This is a genomic window from Phenylobacterium sp. (genome assembly GCF_036963605.1).
In the GTDB taxonomy this organism is placed as follows: Bacteria; Pseudomonadota; Alphaproteobacteria; order Caulobacterales; family Caulobacteraceae; genus Phenylobacterium.
The window spans coordinates 13,884-32,663 of sequence record NZ_JBALUY010000016.1 but is presented as its reverse complement, the minus strand read 5'-3'; the positions used below and the strand labels follow the sequence as shown (position 1 = coordinate 32,663).

Here is an 18,780-nt window from a genome sequence, read left to right as displayed (position 1 = left end):
CCGACGACTCGCAAAGCCCGTCCGGAGGATGCTTGGCCCAGTTCCGCTCGCTCCTGTTCACGCCGGCCAGCCGGCCCGACCGCTTCGACCGCGCCCTGGCCAGCGGCGCCGACGCCGTCTGCCTGGACCTGGAGGACGCGGTCGCCCCGCCGGACAAGGCGACGGCGCGATCGGCCGCCCTGGACTATCTGGCGAGCCGCCCAACCGGCGAGGTCAAGGTGGGCCTGCGCCTCAACGGCCGCGCCACCCCCTGGTTCGATGACGACCTGAAGGCCGCCGCCCACGCCCGGGCCGACTTCTTCATGATCCCCAAGGCGTCCGGCGCTCAGGAGTTCGCCATGCTGCAGCGGGCGCTGGGCGAGGCCCGCCCCTTCTGGCCCCTGGTGGAGACCCCTGAGGGCCTGATGCGCGCCTGGGAGATCGCGGCGGCCCCGGCCGTGGGCGGGGTGCTGTTCGGCGCCTTCGACTACAGCGCCGAGGTGGGCTGCGAGATGGGCTGGGAGCCGCTGTTGTTCGCCCGCAGCCAGATCGCCGCAGCCTGCGCCCGGGCCGGGGTCGAGGCCCTGGACGCCCCGCCGGCCGCCGTCGGCGAAGATGAGGCGCTGCTGGCCGAGACCGACCGCGCCCGGCGCCTGGGCTTCACCGGCCGGGCCTGCATCCACCCTAGCCAGGTCGGGCCGGTCAACGCCGCCTATACGCCCAGCGCCGAAGAGCTGGCCAAGGCCCAGGCGGTGGTCACGGCTTTCGACACCGCCGCCGGGGGTCCGGCCCTCTTGGACGGAAAACTGATCGAACTGCCCGTGGCCCGCGCCGCGCGGCGGATCCTGGAACGGGCGAGAGGATAAAGCCGATGAAGACCGTCAAGGAAATCGCGCCGGGGCGCTACCGGGAGACCTTCGGCCGCTACTATGACGACTTCGTCGTCGGCGATGTCTATGAGCACCGGCCGGGCAAGACGGTGACCGAGGCCGACAACCACCTTTTCACCCTGCTGACGCTCAACACCCATCCCCTGCATTTCGACGCCGAGTACGGCAAGCAGACGGAGTTCGGCAGGAACCTGGTGGTCTCGACCTATACGCTGGCCCTGCTCATCGGCATGAGCGTCAGCGACTGTTCCCAGAAGGCCATCGCCAATCTCGGCATGGACGAGGTCAAGTTCCCCGCCCCGGTCTTCGCCGGCGACACCCTCTATGGCGAGAGCGAGGTGCTGGCCAAGCGCGAGAGCAAGTCGCGCCCCGGCCAGGGGATCGTCACCATCCGCACCCTGGGCAAGAACCAGGAAGGCAAGGTCATCGCCACCTTCCGGCGCGACATGCTGATCCCGGCCCGGGGCCAGGCGGTCGAGGATAAGCCCGGCAGTCACTACTGAGCCGACAACAAAAAGAACGAGGGGAACGCCATGACCGCACCCAAGGACGCCACAGAGGCCACCCTGCGCGCCCACGCGACGCTCATGGAGCATCTGCCAGCCGATGACGGTCAGGACTTCGCCGACGCCCGCCGCGGATTTATGGGCTCCATTCCCGACGCCCGGATCGGGGGCGCCACAGGCGGCGTGGTCTGGAACATGGGCGCCTTCGCCTTTGAAGAGGCCGAAGAGCCGCCGCCCACGGTCAATCCCAGCCTGTGGCGTCAGGCCCGGCTGAACGCCCTGCACGGCCTCTTCGAAGTGACCCCGGGCGTCTATCAGGTCCGCGGCTTCGACCTGTCGAACATCACCTTCATCGAGGGTGAGCGGGGCTACCTCGTCATCGATCCGCTGATCTCGGCTGAGCCGGCGGCCGCAGCGCTGGCCCTGATGCGCAAGCACCGCGGCGACAAGCCGGTGACCGGCGTCATCTACACCCACAGCCATGTGGACCACTATGGCGGCGTGCGCGGGGTGATCTCCGACGACGACATCGCCGCCGGCATGCGGATCATCGCGCCGGAGGGCTTCCTGGAGGAGGCGGTCAGCGAGAACGTCCTGGCCGGCAACGCCATGGGCCGGCGGGCCACCTACATGTACGGCGCCCTGCTGGCCCGCGACGCCCGCGGCCACGTAGACTCCGGCCTCGGCAAGACCACCTCCATGGGTTCGGTCAGCCTGATCCCGCCCACCGAGAGCATCAGCGAGACGGGGAGCAAGCTCACCATCGACGGGATCGACATCGAGTTCCAGGTGACGCCCGACACCGAGGCGCCGGCGGAGATGAACTTCTTCTTCCCGCAGTTCGGCGCGCTGTGCATGGCCGAGAACTGCTCCTGCCACCTGCACAACATCTATACGCCCCGGGGGGCCCAGGTGCGCGACGCCAAGCGCTGGGCCTATTATATCGACGAGGCCGCCGACCTGTTCGGCGACCGCACCGAGGTGCTGTTCGCCAGCCACCACTGGCCCCGCTGGGGCCAGGACCGAGCGCGGAAGTTCCTGAAAAAGCAGCGCGACCTCTACAAGTTCATCCACGACCAGACCCTGCGGATGGCCAATCACGGGATGACGCCGCTGGAGATCGGCGAAGCGCTGAAGCTGCCGCCCAGCCTGGAGGCCGAGTGGTACACCCGCGGCTATTACGGGACGCTCAATCACAACGCCAAGGCGGTCTATCAGCGCTATCTGGGCTGGTTCGACGGCAACCCGGCCAACCTGCATCCCCATCCGCCGGTGGAGGCGGGCAAGCGCTACGTCGATCTGGCTGGCGGGCCTGAGCCTCTGCTGGCCAAGGCCCGTGAGGCCTTCGCCGCCGGAGACTATCGCTGGACCGCGCAGCTGGTGAACCACCTGGTCTTCGCCCAGCCTGACAACGCCGAGGCCCGCGAGCTGCAGGCCGACGCCCTGGAGCAGATGGGCTATCAAGCGGAATCTGGCCCCTGGCGGGCCTTCTATCTCACCGGCACCCAGGAGCTGCGCAACCCGCGGCCGCCCTCCCCCACCCCGCGCCAGGGCGCCGCCGGCCAGATCCGCAACCTGCCGGCCGAACAGCTACTGGACTCCCTGTCGGTGCGGCTGAACGGCGAGCGCGCCGGATCGCTGGAGCTCGCCCTCGATCTCACCTTCACCGACACCCAGGAGCGCTTTGGACTCAGTGTCGAGAACGCCGTGCTGCATCACGGCCGCGATCGCATGGCGCCCGACACCGCCCCCGTCCGCCTGAGCCGATCGACCCTGGTCGCCCTGGTGCTGGGCGAGCTGGAACTTGAGGCCGCGCTCGCCGATGGCGCGGTCGAAACCGCCCAGCCCGATCGCTTGGCCGCCCTCCTGGCCTGCCTCGACCGCTTCGACTTCTGGTTCGAGATCGTCACGCCCTGAGGCGCCGAAACTGAAGGCGCCTTCAGACAATCTGCGTATGGCGAATTTATTTCCTACTGACTCCATGGGTATTGTGGTGTTTAGCTGCATCTCTCGTCGAATGGGAGATCGACATGCAGACAGCACTTGGACGCCGAACGTTGCTGCTGGGGCTGGCTGGCGGAGGATTCGCCGCCCTTACGGCCTGCGGTCAGAGGAAGGCCGACGCGGCCGCCGCCCAGCTGCTGAATGTCAGCTATGACCCGACCCGGGAATTCTATCGCCAATACAACGAGTTGTTCGCCAGGAACTGGGCGGATGGGCTGGTCAGGGTCGAGCAATCCCACGGCGGCTCGGGCAAGCAGGCGCGTTCTGTGGTCGATGGCCTGGACGCCGACGTCGTCACCCTGGCGTTGGCCGCCGACATCGACGCCATCGCCGAGCGGGGCCTGATCTCGCCTGATTGGGCCAGCCGCCTGCCCGACAACGCCGCCCCCTACACCTCGACCATCGTCTTCCTGGTACGGAAGGGAAATCCCAAGCAGATCGCCGGCTGGGCCGATCTGGTGAAGCCGGGGATCGAAGTGATCACCCCCAATCCCAAGACCTCCGGCGGCGCCCGCTGGAACTATCTGGCGGCGTGGGATCACGCGCTGAAGCAGCCCGGCGGCACGCCGGCCAGCGCCAAGGCCTATGTGGCCGAACTGTTTCGCCATGTGCCGGTGCTCGACACCGGCGCGCGCGGCGCCACCACCACCTTCGTCCAGCGCGGCATCGGCGACGTGCTGCTGGCCTGGGAAAACGAGGCCTTCCTGGCCGTCGAGGAACTGGGTCCTGAGAGCGTCGACATCATCGTTCCGGCCACCTCCATCCTGGCCGAGCCGCCAGTGGCGGTGGTCGACAAGGTGGTCGAGCGGCACGGGACGCGCGCGCTCGCCGAGGCCTATCTGGCCGGCCTCTATGGGCCCGAGGCCCAGGCCCTGGCGGCCAAGCACCACTTCCGACCACGTAACGCCGACATCGCCGCACAAAACAGAGACAAGTTCCCTGACCTTGTGCTCAGCACCATCGCCGATTTCGGCGGCTGGAAAACCGCCCAGGCCGAGCACTTCGCCGACGGCGGCGTCTTCGACCAAATCTACAGCCCGTCATGACGGCGGCCCTCACCCTTGCGGGCCGGCCCCAGGCCCGTCCCTGGCGCCAGTCCAGCGTCCTGCCGGGCTTTGGACTGACTCTGGGCTTCACCCTGCTCTGGCTCAGCCTCATCTTCCTGCTGCCGCTCTCGGCCCTGATCCTTCGGCCCTGGGAGCTCGGGCTCTCGGGCGTCTGGGCGGCGGTCACTGAACCCCGGGTCCTGTCGGCCCTGCGCCTCTCCTTCGGCGCCGCGGCGCTGGCGGCGCTGGTTAACGGCGTCCTCGGCCTGCTGATCGCCTGGGCCCTGGTCCGGTACGACTTCCCCGGTCGGCGGCTCGCCGACGCCCTGGTGGACCTGCCCTTCGCTCTGCCGACGGCGGTGGCCGGCATCGCGATGACCGCCATCTACGCCCCCAACGGACCGCTGGGCGCCATCCTCTCGGATCTGGGGCTCAAGGTGGCCTACACGCCGCTTGGCATCATCGTCGCCCTGATTTTCGTCGGCTTGCCCTTCGTGGTCCGCACGGTCCAGCCGGTGCTCGAGGATCTCGACCGGGACGTAGAGGAAGCTGCTCGGACCCTCGGGGCCTCCTCGCCCCAGACCACCCTGCGCGTGGTGCTTCCCGCCCTTGCGCCCGCGCTCCTGACCGGCTGCGGCCTGGCCTTCTCGCGGGCGGTGGGGGAGTACGGCTCGGTGATCTTCATCGCCGGCAACATGCCGATGAGGTCCGAGATCGCGCCACTGCTGATCGTCATCAAGCTGGAGCAGTTCGACTACGCCGGCGCCGCAGCCGTCGGCCTGGCCATGCTCGTCCTATCTTTCGGGACGCTGTTCGTCCTCAACATGGTCCAGGGCGCCTTCGCCCGACGGGGAATGGCATGAGCTTGGCCTCTCTGAGCGGCCGCGCCGCCGGCCCCCTGATCATCACAGGCGCGCTCGTAGCCCTCGGCCTCGTGGTGCTCCTGCCCCTCGTCATGGTGTTCGCCGAGGCCTTCCGGATGGGTCTATCGGGCTATTTCGCGGTCTTCGACCAGTCCGACACCTGGGCGGCCCTGCGCCTTACCCTGCTGATCGCCGCCATCTCCGTGCCCCTGAACGCCATTTTCGGCCTGGCGGCGGCCTGGACGATCGCCAAGTTCGAGTTCCGGGGAAAGAGCCTGCTGACCACGCTCATCGACCTGCCGTTTTCGGTCTCGCCCGTGGTGTCAGGCCTGGTCTGGGTGCTGCTGTTCGGCGCCAACGGCTGGTTCGGCCCGCTGCTGGAGGAGCTGGGCGTCCGGATCATCTTCAACACCACGGGGGTGATCCTGGCCACGGTCCTGGTCACCCTGCCCTTCGTCGCCCGCGAGCTCATTCCGCTGATGCAACAGCAGGGCGCCGACGAGGAGATCGCCGCCATCACCCTCGGCGCCGGCCCCTGGACCACCTTCGTCCGCGTCACCCTGCCCAATGTGAAGTGGGGCCTCCTCTACGGGGTCCTGCTCTGCAACGCCCGCGCCATGGGCGAGTTCGGCGCCGTCTCCGTCGTCTCCGGGCACATCCGGGGCCTGACCAACACCCTGCCGCTGCATGTGGAGATCCTCTACAATGAGTACGACTTCGTCGGCGCCTTTGCGGTGGCCACCCTCCTCGCCGGGCTCGCCCTGGTCACCCTCATCATCAAATCCGCCCTGGAATGGCGACACGCCGGCGAACTGGCCGCAACCCGCCGTCACTGACGCCGCCATGCCGCTGATCATCGACAAGGTGTCCAAGCGCTTCAGCGATCATGCGGCGCTGGACCGGGTGTCCCTGGAAGCCCGTCCAGGGGAGTTCGTGGCGCTGCTCGGGCCGTCCGGATCGGGAAAGACCACGCTGCTACGCGTGCTCGCTGGGCTGGAGCGCCCGGACCAGGGGGCGGTGTGGTTCGACGGCGAGGACCTGCTGGCCATGGACGCCCGTGCCCGGCGCATCGGCATGGTGTTCCAGCACTATGCCCTCTTCCGGCATATGAACGTGGCGCAGAACATCGCCTTCGGGCTGCAGGTGCGGCCTGCCAGGAGGCGGCCTTCGCGCGCCGAGATCAGCGCCCGCGTCGAGCGGCTGCTGGCCCTGGTGCAACTGGACGGTCTGGGCGGGCGCTACCCTTCCCAGCTTTCCGGCGGTCAGCGGCAGCGCGTGGCCCTGGCCCGCGCCCTGGCGATCGAACCGCGGATGCTGCTGCTGGACGAGCCCTTTGGCGCGCTGGACGCCAAGGTGCGTCGCGATCTGCGGGTCTGGCTCCGGCGGATTCACGACGAGACCGGTCTGACCACGATCTTCGTGACCCACGACCAGGAGGAAGCCCTCGATCTGGCCGACCGGGTCGCCATCCTTCGGGATGGGCGGATCGAGCAGGTCGATACGCCCGAGCGCATCTACGAGGCGCCCGCCTCGGCCTTCATCTTCGATTTTGTCGGCGAGGGCGTTCAGCTGCCCGGCGAGGTCTCCGACGGGATGCTGACCTTGGGCGAATGGCGCACCCCAGCCCCAGCCAGCGCACCCCCCGGGCCGGTCATGGTGAGTTTCCGCGGTGAGAGCGCAGAGGTGCTTCCGGCCCGGGCAGAGGGACTGCCTGGTCGGGTGATCAGCGTTCTGCGGCGCGGCGGATCGTCGCGCGCGACCTGTGAGATCGGTGGCCAAACCCTTGTCCTGAACACCCCTCAAACCCTTGCCACGCCTGGACTTGAGGTTCGGGTGGCGCCCCGCTCATACCTTCTTCACCCACTGTGACGCTTAAGCTTAAGACAACATTTGCGGCTTAGCTCGCTCACGGCGGAACGACATCGAACGTCGTTGTCCGAATAGAGAGAATTCTGAACCATGACGCTGAAGACCTCGCGCGCCGTCGGCGCATCGCTGCTCGTGCTGGCGAGCGCCGCCGCCGCCAGCCCCGTCGCCGCCCAGGCCGCCCCCTGGACGCTCCATGAGGCGGTCGGCGCGCCTGAAAACCTGAAGCTCTCCGGCTCTATCCGGGCCCGCTATGAGACCCTGGAGGGCCAGTATCGACCGGCCTATGGCGACGGCTCGGACCAGGGCCTGGTGCTACGCTCCACGCTCTTCGCCGAACTGGACCTGACGCCGCTCCGCATCGGCGGTGAGATCATCGACGCCCGGGTCTATCTGAACGACCGCGGCTCGCCCACTGGCACAGGCGACGTCAACGCCCTGGAGCTGGTGCAGGCCTATGTGGCGGTGGACGCCAACGACCTGTTCGTCACCGGATCCGAAGCCTCGCTCACGGCCGGTCGCTTCACCATGGACCTGGGCTCCCGGCGCCTGGTGGGACGCTCGTCCTATGGCAACGCCACCAACGCCTTCGCCGGCCTGCGCGCCGACTGGAGCGCCGATGCAGCCGGCGACGTGACCCTGTTCTACACCTATCCTCTGCAGAAGCGTCCCAGCGACCGGGCCAGCATTCTGGACAATGAGATCGAGACCGACCGCCAGAATGACGACCTCGTCTTCTGGGGCGGCATGTACACCACGCCCACGTTCGCCGATGGCGGCAAGCTGGAGCTCTTCGCCTTCCGCCTGGAAGAAGAAGATTCCCCCCGCGTCGCCACCCGCAACCGCCGGCTGACCACGGTGGGCGGACGCCTGGTCCGCAATCCGGCCAAGGGCCAGTTCGACTACGAGATGGAGGGCGGCTGGCAGACCGGCGAGACCCGCAACTCCACCAGCGCCGCCGATCGGCGCGACCTGGACGTGGACGCCCAGTATCTGCACCTGGAAGTGGGCAAGACCTTTGACGCCGCCTGGTCTCCGCGGGTGTCGCTGGAATACGACTTCGCCAGCGGCGACGAGAGCGCCACCGACGGCGACTACAACCGCTTCGATGGCCTGTTTGGCCCCCGCCGTCCGGACTTCGGTCCGCCCGGCGCCTACGGCCCGCTCGGCCGCTCCAACCTGAACTCGCCGGGCGTGCGCCTGGAGGTCGCGCCCAACAAGCGCTGGGACGCCATGGCCTTCTACCGCGCCCTCTATCTGGACGAAGCGACCGATTCCTTCGCCAACACCGGCGTGCGCGACGCCACCGGCCGCTCGGGCGACTTCGCCGGCCACCAGTTCGAGGCCCGCGCCCGCTACTGGGTGGTACCCAAATCCACCCGCCTGGAGTTCGGCGTGGCCAAGCTGTTCAACGGTGAGTTTCTGGACGACGCGCCCAACGCCACCGGCGGCGAAACCCTGTTCGGCTATGTGGAGCTGAACCAGACCTTCTAAGGCGTCCGCTCCCGCACGCCTCTGACTGGGCAGGGTTGGATGGCTCTACGGAGCCGCCCGACCCTGCCATCTTCTTTTGGGCCGCCGGCTGTTTATGGGCCTGGAGAAGCCAGCGCCGCTGGCGTGATGGGGACGGCCTCCCCATCTGCCAACAAGCCTGACCATTTGGAGAGACCCGTGCCCCTGACCCTCTATGACGCCTCGATCCCGGTCTATGTGCAGATGCTGCGCAACCTGGCGGCCCTGCTGGACAAGGCTGAAGCTCACGCCAACACCACAGGCCTGCCGCTGTCGGAGTTGACCGAGGCGCGGCTGGCGCCCGATATGCATTCCCTGGTGGGCCAGATCCAGCTGGCCAGCGACGCGGCCAAGGGCGGCGCAGCGCGACTGTCCGGGATCGCCCCGCCCAGCATGCCCGACACCGAGACGACCTATGACGACCTGAAGGCTCGCATCGCCAAGACCCTGGCCTTCGTGGAGAGCATCAAACCCGACCAGATCAGCGACGATCTGGAGCGCACCATCGAACTGCCCCTGCCCAAGGGGACCATGACCTTCACGGCCAAGGACTTCGTCCTCACCTACGCCCTGCCCAACTTCATGTTTCATGTGACCACAGCCTACGCCCTGCTGCGCCACAAGGGCGCGCCGATCGGCAAGCTGGACTTCCTGGCCGGCGCCCGCCGCGGCTGAACAGGATGTGCCTGGGGCGGCCCGCTAAAGGTCGCCCCACATGCGCAGCAGGTTGTGATAGGTGCCGGTCAGCGAGACCAGTTCCGGCGCGCCGGCGCCCACCTTGCCCGCCAGCTGCTGGATGGCGATGTCCATCTGGAACAGCAGGCTGCGCTGGGCGTCCTCCCGGACCATGCTCTGGATCCAGAAGAAGCTGGAAATCCGCGCGCCGCGGGTCACCGCGCTCACCTGATGCAGGCTGGAGGCCGGATAGAGGATCATGTCCCCGGCCGGCAGCTTGACCTCGTGGACCCCATAGGTGTCCTCCACGAGCAGCTCCCCCCCCTCATAGTCGTCCGGTTCGGTCAGGAAGAGGGTGGCTGACAGGTCGCTGCGAATCCGCACCGCGCCGTCGCGGCTTTGGCGCACGGCGTTGTCCACGTGCAGCCCGAAGGTCTGGCCGCCGCCATAGCGGTTGAACAGCGGCGGAAACACCGTCTGCGGCAGGGCGGCGGTGACGAACAGGGGATTGCGCGACAGGGCGTCCAGAATGCGCTCTCCCGCCGCTCGGGCCTCGGGCGCGGCCTCGGGCAGTTGCTCGTTGCGCTTGGCGAGCGCCGATTGCGTGCCCGAGGTCACATTGCCGTCGACCCAGTCGCCGGCGTCGATGAGACGCCGAAGGTCGGCCACCTCGGCCTTGGTCAGCACCTCTGGAATATGCAGCATCATGGCGAAGCTCCTGGCCTGCCCGTCTTAGGCCGAACAGGCCCCGCAGGCGAACCCGCGGGGCCTTCGTCGAGCGCCGGTCCTGGTGGGGTCAGAACTTGGCGTTCAGCGTCAGCATGGCCTGGCGCGCGGGGCCGTAGTCAGCGTGGTGAACACCGTTGGTACGGGCGATATAATCCTCATCCGTCACGTTCTGGACGTTCAGCTGCAGGTTCAGGCGCGGGTTGATCTGATAGCTGGCGAAGGCGTCGAAGCGCCAGTAGTCCGGGGCGTAGACTCCGTTGCCGCCGCCGCCGGCCCCGCCCTGGTTGCCGCCGAAGCTGTCGGAAACATAGTAGGCGCCGCCGCCCAGGCTGATCGCGTCGGTCACCGCATAGGTCGAGAACAGGCTGAAGCTATGCTCCGGCGTGTTGGCCAGTTGATCGCCGACATTGGCGTTGTCGTACGCGCCCTTGACCAGCTCGCTGTCCATATAGGTGTAGCCGCCGAACACCGACCAAGCGGGGGTCACCTGGCCCGTGACGGCAAGTTCCAGGCCGCGGACCTCGGTTTCGCCGGCCTGGGCGTAGACGCCGGGCTCGATCTGGATCTGGGCGTTCTCACGGGTCACCTGGAAGATGGCCGCCGAGGTGGTCAGACGTTCGCCGAAGAAGGCCCACTTGACGCCAACCTCGGCGGACTTGGTCTCTTCCGGGTCGAGCACGTCATTGCCGAGATTGCCCGACCCCGTCGAAGGCGCCCCGTTCTGGTCGCCGCCGGAAATGGTAGGCGGGGTCGATGCCGTGCCGTACGAGATGTAGATGCTGCCATTGGCCGTCGGTTTGTAGACGAGGCCCGCCTGATAGTTGGTGAAGCTCCAGTCGGCTTCGCCGTAGGTCGTCTCGCCTGTCCTTGAGATGCTGCTGCCCTCCACGGCGTACTCGTCGTGGCGGACTCCCAGGTTCAGCTTCCAGCGCTCGCCGAAGGAAAGCGTATCGAAGAGGTACACCCCAACCGTGCGTGTGCGGCTGTCGGCCGCCGGACCACGGACGATGGTACCTTCCCACGGGTCGGAGGGATTGGGCGCGTAGACCAGCGTGCAGTCGCCCGTGCCCGCGCCGGTGAAGCCCGTCGGGCACGGCGAGCCGGAAATCGTCGTCACGGTGTAGGAGGCGTTCTCGTTCTTCTCGCGCGAAAGTTCGAGGCCGACATCATAGCTGTGCTCTATGGCGCCGGTGGTGAAGCGGCCATAGATGTCGGCCACCGCCGCCACCGTGGTCGCCGGATTCCAGCGCGACTTCAATCCACGCTTCATCCACCATTCGCCGTCCACGAACTGGGCCGAGCCGCCGTCGCCGGGATTGGTGACCACATAGTCGTTGAGCGTCTTGGAGTAGCGGAAGACGCCGCGGAAGGTCATGGCCTGGTTGATGTCGTGCTCGCCGGTCAGGGTGGCGATATCGGCCGTGGTTTCCTGGTAGTCGCGGGCGGTGAGCCCGTAGAAGGAGTCCCGCGGCACGTCGAGGATGCCGGTTTCGGTCGGCGTGACGCCCGGCAGCTTGCGCGACAGCGGCACGCCATAATCGGGCATGTCGTTGCGGGTCAGGTGATAGTAGCTCAGCGTCATCCGGCTGTCGGTGCCCAGGCCCAGGGCGGCCGCGACGGCCGCGCCCCAGGTGTCGAAGTCCACCGCGTCGCGCTTGGGCACGTCGCCCTGGGCGCCCATCAGGTTCACCCGCACGGCGCTGGTGTCGCCCAGGACATAGTTGGCGTCGATCGCTCCGCGCAGGTAGCTGTCAGTGCCCACGCGCAGGCTGGCGCTGGTCGCCTCGACCAGCTTGGGCTGCTTGCTGGTCAGATTGATGCTGCCGCCGCCGGAGCCCCGGCCGTTATAGGCGGAGTCCGGCCCCTTGATGACCTCGACCTGCTCCAGATTGAAGATGTCGCGGACCTGACCGCCCGAGTCGCGCACGCCATCGACGAACACGTTGTTGCCCGAGGCCTGGCCGCGAATGAACGGACGGTCGGCCAGGGGCTGCCCCCCCTCGCCGGCGCCGAAGGTGATGCCCGGCGAGGTGCGCAGGATGTCCTGCAGCGAGGTGGCGGCGGTCTGTTCGATCACCACCTGCGGAATGACGGTCACGCTGCGCGGTGTGTCAATCAGGTCGGCGGTGAATTTCGGCGAGACCGGCTCGGCCGCCATATGGCCTTCCACCTCGACACCCGCCACCTCGTGGGGAACGTCGTCGGCCAGGGCGTTCGGCGCCAGGGCCAGGCCCGCCAGGCCGGCGACCGCCGCCGGCGTCCAAGCACGTCGTGAATAGGCGCGTACGCCGGATGTCCGCTTCAGCATTTTTTTGGAGCCCCCAAGACTCGGGTGAGATTGCGAGGCATTCCTATGTCTAAGCGGCCCAATTCACAATGCGAATCTTTCGCATTTTCGTCGCAATGTTCGGAACGGGGTTCGGCGAAACGCCGCCACGCCTGCCGGCGGACGTCCGCCACGGGCGCGCCAACCCAACGGCCGCACGACGGCGGCCGTTGGAAAGTTGATCGCGCGCGACTATCGGGGCAGCTTGCTCGCGCCCATGAGGTAGGCGTCCACTGCCTGGGCCGCCTGGCGTCCTTCCCGGATCGCCCAAACCACTAGGGACTGGCCCCGGCGCATGTCGCCGCAGGCGAAGATGCGGGGCTCCGAGGTGCGATAGTCGTCTACCGAGGCCTTCACATTGCCCCGGGGATCGAGGTCGACCTTGGCCTGGTCGACGAAGCCCTCGTGGCGGGGACTGACAAAACCCATGGCCAGGAGGACCAGGTCGGCCTTGAGCTGGAAGGTGCTGCCTTCGATCTCGCGCATCACCATGCGGCCGTCGTCGCCCTTGACCCACTCCAGGCGGGCGCATTCCAAGGCCTCGATCTTGCCGTCCTTGCCGATAGCCCGCTTGGTGGCGACGGCGAAGTCGCGCTCGCAGCCCTCTTCGTGGCTCGATGAGGTGCGCAGCTTCAGCGGCCAGTCGGGCCAGGTCATCAGCTTGTTCTCGCGGACCGGCGGCTGGGGCATGATCTCCAGCTGGGTGACCGAGGCCGCCCCATGGCGGTTCGAGGTGCCGATGCAGTCCGAGCCGGTGTCGCCACCGCCGATGACCACCACATGCTTGCCCTTGGCCGACAGGGTGCCGTTCGGGGCCGCCACCTCCTCGGAATCGCCGGCCACGCGGCGGTTCTGCTGGGTCAGGAAGTCCATCGCGAAATGGATGCCTTCCAGCTCGCGGTTCTCCACCTCGAGGTCGCGGGGCTTCTCGGCGCCGCCGGCCATGACCAGCACGTCGTAATCATCCAGCAGGCGCTGGACCGAGACATTCACGCCCACTTCGAAATTGGTCCGGAAGATGACCCCTTCGGCCTCCATCTGGCGCACCCGACGGTCGATCAGGTGCTTCTCCATCTTGAAGTCCGGGATGCCGTAGCGCATCAGGCCACCGATCCGGTCGCTCTTCTCGAAGACGGTCGGCGCATGGCCGGCGCGAGCCAGCTGCTGGGCGCACGCCAGGCCCGCGGGGCCAGAGCCGACCACCGCGACGCGCTTGCCTGTGCCGCGCGGCGAGGGCTGCGGCGTGATCCAGCCTTCTTCCCAGCCCTTGTCGACGATCTGGCATTCGATCGTCTTGATGGTCACCGGCGTGTCGACGATGTTCAGGGTGCAGGCGGCCTCGCAGGGCGCGGGGCAGACACGGCCGGTGAACTCCGGGAAGTTGTTGGTCGACTGCAGGTTCTCGAGCGCCGCCAGCCACTGCTCGCGATAGACGAGATTGTTAAAGTCCGGGATCTGATTGTTCACCGGACAGCCGTTGTGACAGTAGGGAATCCCACAATCCATGCAGCGGGCGGCCTGCTTCGTCAGCTCGGGCTGCGCCAGCGGGCGCACGAACTCGTTCCAGGTCTTCAGGCGCGACTCGGGCTTTTCGTAGCCGCGGTCCTGACGTTCGATCTCAAGGAAGCCTGTGGGCTTTCCCATGGGCGGTACTCCGATCTTCAGTCTTATTCGGCGGCGACGGCGGCGGCGGCCTTGCGTTCCTGGGCCAGGTCCAGCAGGGCGCGACGGTAATCGGTCGGCATCACCTTGCGGAAATTGGCCAGCTCGGCGTCCCAGTTGTCCAGGATCATCCGGGCGCGCGCACTACCGGTATAGAGCAGATGGCGCTCGATCAGGATACGCAGCCGCTCAGCGTCATGGGCGAGCACATCGCCCATGCCATTGTCGTCCACCGAGGGGGACTTCTGCCGTGGCCGCTGGGCCTCGTCGGCGGGGTCCACGGCGCCGGCCGGCGCAACGGATTCCAGCTCGACCATGGCCATGTTGCACAGCTCGGCGAAGCGGTTCTTCGGGTCATAGACATAGGCGACACCGCCGGACATGCCGGCCGCGAAGTTGCGCCCGGTATCGCCCAGCACCACCACCACGCCGCCGGTCATGTACTCGCAGCCGTGGTCGCCCAGGCCTTCGACCACCGTGACGGCGCCGGAGTTGCGGACGGCGAAACGCTCGCCAGCCACGCCTTCGAAATAGGCCTCGCCGGCGACGGCGCCATAGAGGACCGTATTGCCGATGATGATGTTCTGGGTCGGCTCGCGCTTGGAGTTCGGCGGTTGGCGCACGATGACGCGACCGCCCGACAGACCCTTGCCCACATAGTCGTTGCTGTCGCCGATCAGCTCCAGGGTCACGCCCCGGGCCGAGAAGGCCCCGAAGCTCTGGCCGCCGGTGCCGCGGAAGGTGAGCGAGATCGTGCCATCCGGCAGGCCGGCATGGCCGTGGGCCATGGCCACCTCACCCGACAGCATGGCGCCGACGGTGCGATTGATATTGCGGATCTCGAACTCGCCACGGACCGCCTCGCCCCGCTCGATCGCCGGGCGCGCTTTTTCGATGAGCTTGTGGTCCAGCGCCATTTCCAGGCCGTGATCCTGGCGCTCGGTGTTCCACAGGCCCTTCGGGTTCTCCAGCGGGGCCTGATAGAGCAGGCGCGAGAGGTCGACGCCGCGAGCCTTCCAGTGATCGACCGCAGGGGCAGCGTCCAGCAGGTCCACCCGGCCGACCATCTCGTTGATCGTCCGGAAGCCGAGCTGGGCCATGATCTCCCGCAGCTCTTCGGCCACGAAGAAGAAGTAGTTGATCACGTGTTCGGGCTGGCCGTTGAACCGGGCCCGCAGGACCGGGTCCTGGGTCGCCACCCCCACCGGACAGGTGTTGAGGTGGCACTTGCGCATCATGATGCAGCCGGCCGCGATCAGCGGGGCCGTGGCGAAGCCGAACTCGTCGGCCCCCAGCAGCGCGCCGATGGCCACGTCGCGACCGGTGCGCAGGCCGCCGTCCACCTGCACGGCGATGCGGGTGCGCAGGCCGTTCAGCAGCAGGGTCTGCTGGGTCTCCGCCAGGCCAATCTCCCAGGGCGAGCCGGCGTGGGTCAGCGAGGTCAGCGGCGAGGCGCCGGTGCCGCCTTCGAAGCCGGAGATGGTCACATGGTCGGCCCGGGCCTTGGAAACCCCGGCGGCGACAGTGCCCACGCCGACTTCCGAGACCAGCTTCACAGAGATGCGAGCCTTGGGATTGACGTTCTTCAGGTCGTGGATCAGCTGGGCCAGATCCTCGATCGAATAGATGTCGTGGTGCGGCGGCGGGCTGATCAGGCCCACGCCCGGCGTCGAATGGCGCACCTTGGCGATGTTCTTGTCGACCTTGTGCCCGGGCAGCTGGCCGCCCTCCCCGGGCTTGGCGCCCTGGGCCATCTTGATCTGGATGTCGTCGGCGTTGACCAGATACTCCGCCGTGACCCCGAAGCGGCCCGAGGCCACCTGCTTGATCTTGGAGCGCATGGAGTCGCCGTTGGGCAGGGGCGTGAAGCGATCGGGCTCCTCGCCGCCTTCGCCGGTGTTCGACCGGCCGCCGATGCGGTTCATGGCCATGGCGAGCGTGGTGTGGGCCTCACGGCTGATGGAGCCGAAGCTCATCGCGCCGGTCGAGAAGCGCTTGACGATCTCGCTGGCCGGTTCGACCTCGTCCAGCGGGATCGCCTTATCGGCCAGCTTGAAGCGCATCAGGCCGCGGATGGTCAGCAGCCGCTCGCTCTGCTCGTTGATGCTGGCGGCGAAGGCCTTGTACTCGTCGGGCAGGTTGCCGCGCACGGCGTGCTGCAGACGGGCCACCGAATCCGGCGTCCAGGCGTGGGCCTCGCCCCGCAGGCGGTAGGCGTAGGAACCGCCGACATCGAGCATGTGGCGATAGATCGGGTTGTCGCCATAGGCGTCGCGGTGGCGACGGACAGCTTCTTCTGCGATCTCGCCCAGGCCGACGCCCTCGATGGTCGAGGCCGTGCCGGTGAAGTACTTCTCGATGATCTCGGAGTTCAGGCCCACGGCGTCGAAGATCTGCGCCCCGCAATAGGACTGGTAGGTCGAGATGCCCATCTTGGACATGACCTTCAGAATGCCCTTGCCGACGGCCTTGATGTAGTTCTTGCGCGCCTGCTTGGCCGAGATGTCGAGCTTGTTCTCGACCCGCAATTGTTCGATCGTCTCGAAGGCCAGATAGGGATTCACGGCCTCGGCGCCGTAGCCGGCCAGGACGCAGAAGTGGTGCACCTCGCGCGCTTCGCCGGTCTCGATGACCAGGCCGGTCTGCATGCGCAGGCCCTGGCGGATCAGATGATGGTGAACCGCGGCGGTGGCCAGCGCCGCCGGGATCGGAATGCGGTCGGCGCTGACGCCCCGATCCGACAGGATCAGGATGTTCATGCCGGCCAGCACCTCGTCGGTGGCCTCGCGGCACAGGCGCTCCAGCGCACGCTCCAGTCCGCCAGCGCCCTCATCGGCCGCCCAGGTGGCGTCCAGCGTGGCGGTGCGGAAGGCCCCGTCGAGCAATTCGTTGATCGAGCGGATCTTGGCCAGGGCCTCGTTGGTCAGGATGGGCTGGGCGACTTCAAGCCGCTTGTGCGAACCGGCTTGGCGACCAAGCAGGTTCGGACGCGGCCCGATCATCGAGACCAGACTCATGACCAGTTCCTCGCGGATCGGGTCGATCGGCGGGTTGGTGACCTGGGCGAAGTTCTGCTTGAAGTACTCGTAGATCAGCTTCGGACGCTGGGAGAGCACGGCGATGGGCGTATCGACGCCCATGGAGCCGATCGGATCATCCCCCATGCGAGCCATGGGTTCGAGGAAGAACTGCTGGTCTTCCTGGGTGTAGCCGAAGGCCTGCTGGCGATCGAGCAGGGCCGGATCGTCGGCCAGCACGGGTTCGACCTCTTCGGCGTCGTCGAGGTCTTCCAGCTTGAACTGGGTTTCGGCCAGCCATTCCTCATAGGGCTTGGCGCCGGCCAGCGAGGCCTTGATCTCCTCGTCCTCGATGATGCGCCCCTCCTCCATGTCGATGAGGAGCATCTTGCCCGGCTGCAGCCGCCACTTGCGGACGATACGCTCGTCCTCGAGGGGCAGCACGCCGACCTCCGAGGCCATGATCACATGGTCCTGGTCGGTGATGACGAAGCGTGCCGGACGCAGGCCGTTGCGGTCCAGGGTGGCGCCGATCTGGCGGCCATCGGTGAAGGCCACGGCCGCGGGGCCGTCCCACGGCTCCATCAGGGCTGCATGGTACTCGTAGAAAGCCTTGCGCTTGGAATCCATCAGCGGATTGCCGGCCCAGGCTTCCGGGATCAGCATCATCACCGCATGGGCCAGCGAATAGCCGCCGGCCAGCAGCAGCTCGAGCGCGTTGTCGAGGCAGGCGGTGTCCGACTGGCCGTGCGGGATCAGCGGCCACATCTTGTCGAGGTCGGCGCCCAGCAGGTCGGACTCCATCCCGCGGCGACGGGCGTTCATCCAGTTCACATTGCCGCGGACGGTGTTGATCTCACCGTTGTGGGCCATGAACCGATAGGGGTGGGCCAGCCGCCAGGACGGAAAGGTGTTGGTCGAGAACCGCTGGTGGACCAGGGCCAGGGCGGATTCCGCGAGAGGGTTGGCCAGGTCCTCGTAGAAGGTCCCCACCTGGCCGGCCAGCAGCAGGCCCTTATAGACCACGGTGCGGGTCGACAGGGACGGCAGATAGAGATCCTTCAGGCCCGGCAGGCCTTTCTTTTCCGCCAACTGGGCGATCGGGTTCTGGACCTGCTTGCGCACGGCCAGCAGCTTCCGCTCGTGGGCGTCCTGATCCTTGATGGTCGGGCCGCGGCCGATGAAGGCCTGGCGGATCACCGGCATGGCGTCGAGCACGGCCTGGCCGATGCCGTCCAGGTTCACCGGCACGTCGCGCCAGCCCAGCACCGGCTGCTTCTCGACCTTCATGAAGTGTTCGAACTGGGCCACGGCGACCTCGCGCGCGGCTTCGTCGTGCGGCAGGAAGCACATGGCCACGGCGTATTCGCCGGCCGGCGGCAGATCGACGCCGTTGTCCTTGGCCCAGGCGCGATAGAGCGCGTCGGGAATCTGAACCAGAATCCCGGCCCCATCGCCGACCAGCGGGTCGGCGCCCACCGCGCCGCGGTGGTCCAGATTGACCAGAATCTGCAGACCCGCCTGCACGACTTCATGCGATTTGCGGCCTTTGATATTGGCTACAAACCCAACGCCGCATGCATCATGCTCGTTACGCGGATCATACAATCCCTGCCGCTCTGGCGCCCCCATATGGACTCCCTTCCACTTGCTACGGGCGTGCGTTGACGCGGCCCCGAGGGGCCGTTTCGGACGCACGTTTGAA

The 18,780-nt window shown here is 67.4% G+C and carries 13 protein-coding genes; 9 read left to right on the top strand and 4 right to left on the bottom strand.

The features are described from left to right. The first annotated feature begins 32 nt into the window (after nucleotides 1–32). The 9 genes from V7702_RS04860 to V7702_RS04820 all read left to right on the top strand — a co-directional run bounded on the left by V7702_RS04860 (nucleotide 33) and on the right by V7702_RS04820 (nucleotide 9,341). Complete coding sequence (locus V7702_RS04860) at nucleotides 33–845, top strand: HpcH/HpaI aldolase/citrate lyase family protein (protein WP_335649012.1); 813 nt, start codon at nucleotides 33–35, stop codon at nucleotides 843–845. A 5-nt stretch (nucleotides 846–850) separates the two neighbouring features. Then, entirely contained in the window at nucleotides 851–1,372 is a 522-nt protein-coding gene (locus V7702_RS04855; RefSeq protein ID WP_335649011.1) for a MaoC family dehydratase, read from the top strand. A 30-nt stretch (nucleotides 1,373–1,402) separates the two neighbouring features. Then, entirely contained in the window at nucleotides 1,403–3,292 is a 1,890-nt protein-coding gene (locus tag V7702_RS04850) for an alkyl/aryl-sulfatase (protein ID WP_335649010.1), read from the top strand. A gap of 113 nt (nucleotides 3,293–3,405) precedes the next feature. After that, on the top strand, nucleotides 3,406–4,425 hold the full coding sequence (locus V7702_RS04845) for a sulfate ABC transporter substrate-binding protein (RefSeq protein WP_335649009.1): 1,020 nt from the start codon (nucleotides 3,406–3,408) through the stop codon (nucleotides 4,423–4,425). Continuing rightward, nucleotides 4,422–5,288 (top strand): sulfate ABC transporter permease subunit CysT, encoded by an 867-nt coding sequence (cysT, locus tag V7702_RS04840; RefSeq protein ID WP_335649008.1) that lies wholly within the window; start codon nucleotides 4,422–4,424, stop codon nucleotides 5,286–5,288. The genes V7702_RS04845 and cysT overlap by 4 nt, the downstream gene beginning before the upstream one ends. Further along, nucleotides 5,285–6,124 carry a sulfate ABC transporter permease subunit CysW gene (gene cysW / locus V7702_RS04835; protein WP_335649007.1) on the top strand — a complete coding sequence of 280 codons (840 nt, stop codon included), beginning with the start codon at nucleotides 5,285–5,287 and terminating at the stop codon, nucleotides 6,122–6,124. The genes cysT and cysW overlap by 4 nt, the downstream gene beginning before the upstream one ends. 7 nt (nucleotides 6,125–6,131) lie before the next feature. Next, nucleotides 6,132–7,157: a sulfate/molybdate ABC transporter ATP-binding protein gene (locus tag V7702_RS04830; protein ID WP_335649006.1), complete on the top strand. Its 1,026-nt coding sequence runs from the start codon at nucleotides 6,132–6,134 to the stop codon at nucleotides 7,155–7,157. A 90-nt stretch (nucleotides 7,158–7,247) separates the two neighbouring features. Continuing rightward, a complete protein-coding gene (locus V7702_RS04825; protein ID WP_335649005.1) occupies nucleotides 7,248–8,648 on the top strand; it encodes an alginate export family protein in 1,401 nt (466 codons plus the stop codon). A 177-nt stretch (nucleotides 8,649–8,825) separates the two neighbouring features. Next, nucleotides 8,826–9,341: a DUF1993 domain-containing protein gene (locus V7702_RS04820; protein WP_335649004.1), complete on the top strand. Its 516-nt coding sequence runs from the start codon at nucleotides 8,826–8,828 to the stop codon at nucleotides 9,339–9,341. Between the two features lie 24 nt (nucleotides 9,342–9,365). Here V7702_RS04820 and V7702_RS04815 read toward each other — a convergent pair whose 3' ends face one another. From V7702_RS04815 to gltB, 4 genes are all read right to left on the bottom strand, one after another. Continuing rightward, complete coding sequence (locus tag V7702_RS04815; protein WP_335649003.1) at nucleotides 9,366–10,049, bottom strand: Fe2+-dependent dioxygenase; 684 nt, start codon at nucleotides 10,047–10,049, stop codon at nucleotides 9,366–9,368. 88 nt (nucleotides 10,050–10,137) lie between these two features. Beyond that, complete coding sequence (locus V7702_RS04810; RefSeq protein ID WP_335649002.1) at nucleotides 10,138–12,378, bottom strand: TonB-dependent receptor; 2,241 nt, start codon at nucleotides 12,376–12,378, stop codon at nucleotides 10,138–10,140. A 210-nt stretch (nucleotides 12,379–12,588) separates the two neighbouring features. Beyond that, nucleotides 12,589–14,040, bottom strand: a complete 1,452-nt coding sequence (locus tag V7702_RS04805; protein WP_335649001.1) for a glutamate synthase subunit beta — start codon at nucleotides 14,038–14,040, stop codon at nucleotides 12,589–12,591. Nucleotides 14,041–14,063: 23 nt separating this feature from the next. Then, a complete protein-coding gene (gltB, locus tag V7702_RS04800; protein WP_335649000.1) occupies nucleotides 14,064–18,707 on the bottom strand; it encodes a glutamate synthase large subunit in 4,644 nt (1,547 codons plus the stop codon). Nucleotides 18,708–18,780 lie beyond the last annotated feature (73 nt).

Excerpts from the sequence above, each read along its gene's own strand:
- V7702_RS04855 (WP_335649011.1), top strand. The coding sequence starts at position 851 with ATGAAGACCGTCAAGGAAATCGCGCCGGGGCGCTACCGGGAGACCTTC.
- V7702_RS04850 (WP_335649010.1), top strand. The coding sequence starts at position 1,403 with ATGACCGCACCCAAGGACGCCACAGAGGCCACCCTGCGCGCCCACGCG.
- V7702_RS04845 (WP_335649009.1), top strand. The coding sequence starts at position 3,406 with ATGCAGACAGCACTTGGACGCCGAACGTTGCTGCTGGGGCTGGCTGGC.
- cysT (WP_335649008.1), top strand. The coding sequence starts at position 4,422 with ATGACGGCGGCCCTCACCCTTGCGGGCCGGCCCCAGGCCCGTCCCTGG.
- cysW (WP_335649007.1), top strand. The coding sequence starts at position 5,285 with ATGAGCTTGGCCTCTCTGAGCGGCCGCGCCGCCGGCCCCCTGATCATC.
- V7702_RS04830 (WP_335649006.1), top strand. The coding sequence starts at position 6,132 with ATGCCGCTGATCATCGACAAGGTGTCCAAGCGCTTCAGCGATCATGCG.
- V7702_RS04825 (WP_335649005.1), top strand. The coding sequence starts at position 7,248 with ATGACGCTGAAGACCTCGCGCGCCGTCGGCGCATCGCTGCTCGTGCTG.
- V7702_RS04815 (WP_335649003.1), bottom strand. The coding sequence starts at position 10,049 with ATGATGCTGCATATTCCAGAGGTGCTGACCAAGGCCGAGGTGGCCGAC.
- V7702_RS04810 (WP_335649002.1), bottom strand. The coding sequence starts at position 12,378 with ATGCTGAAGCGGACATCCGGCGTACGCGCCTATTCACGACGTGCTTGG.
- V7702_RS04805 (WP_335649001.1), bottom strand. The coding sequence starts at position 14,040 with ATGGGAAAGCCCACAGGCTTCCTTGAGATCGAACGTCAGGACCGCGGC.
- gltB (WP_335649000.1), bottom strand. The coding sequence starts at position 18,707 with ATGGGGGCGCCAGAGCGGCAGGGATTGTATGATCCGCGTAACGAGCAT.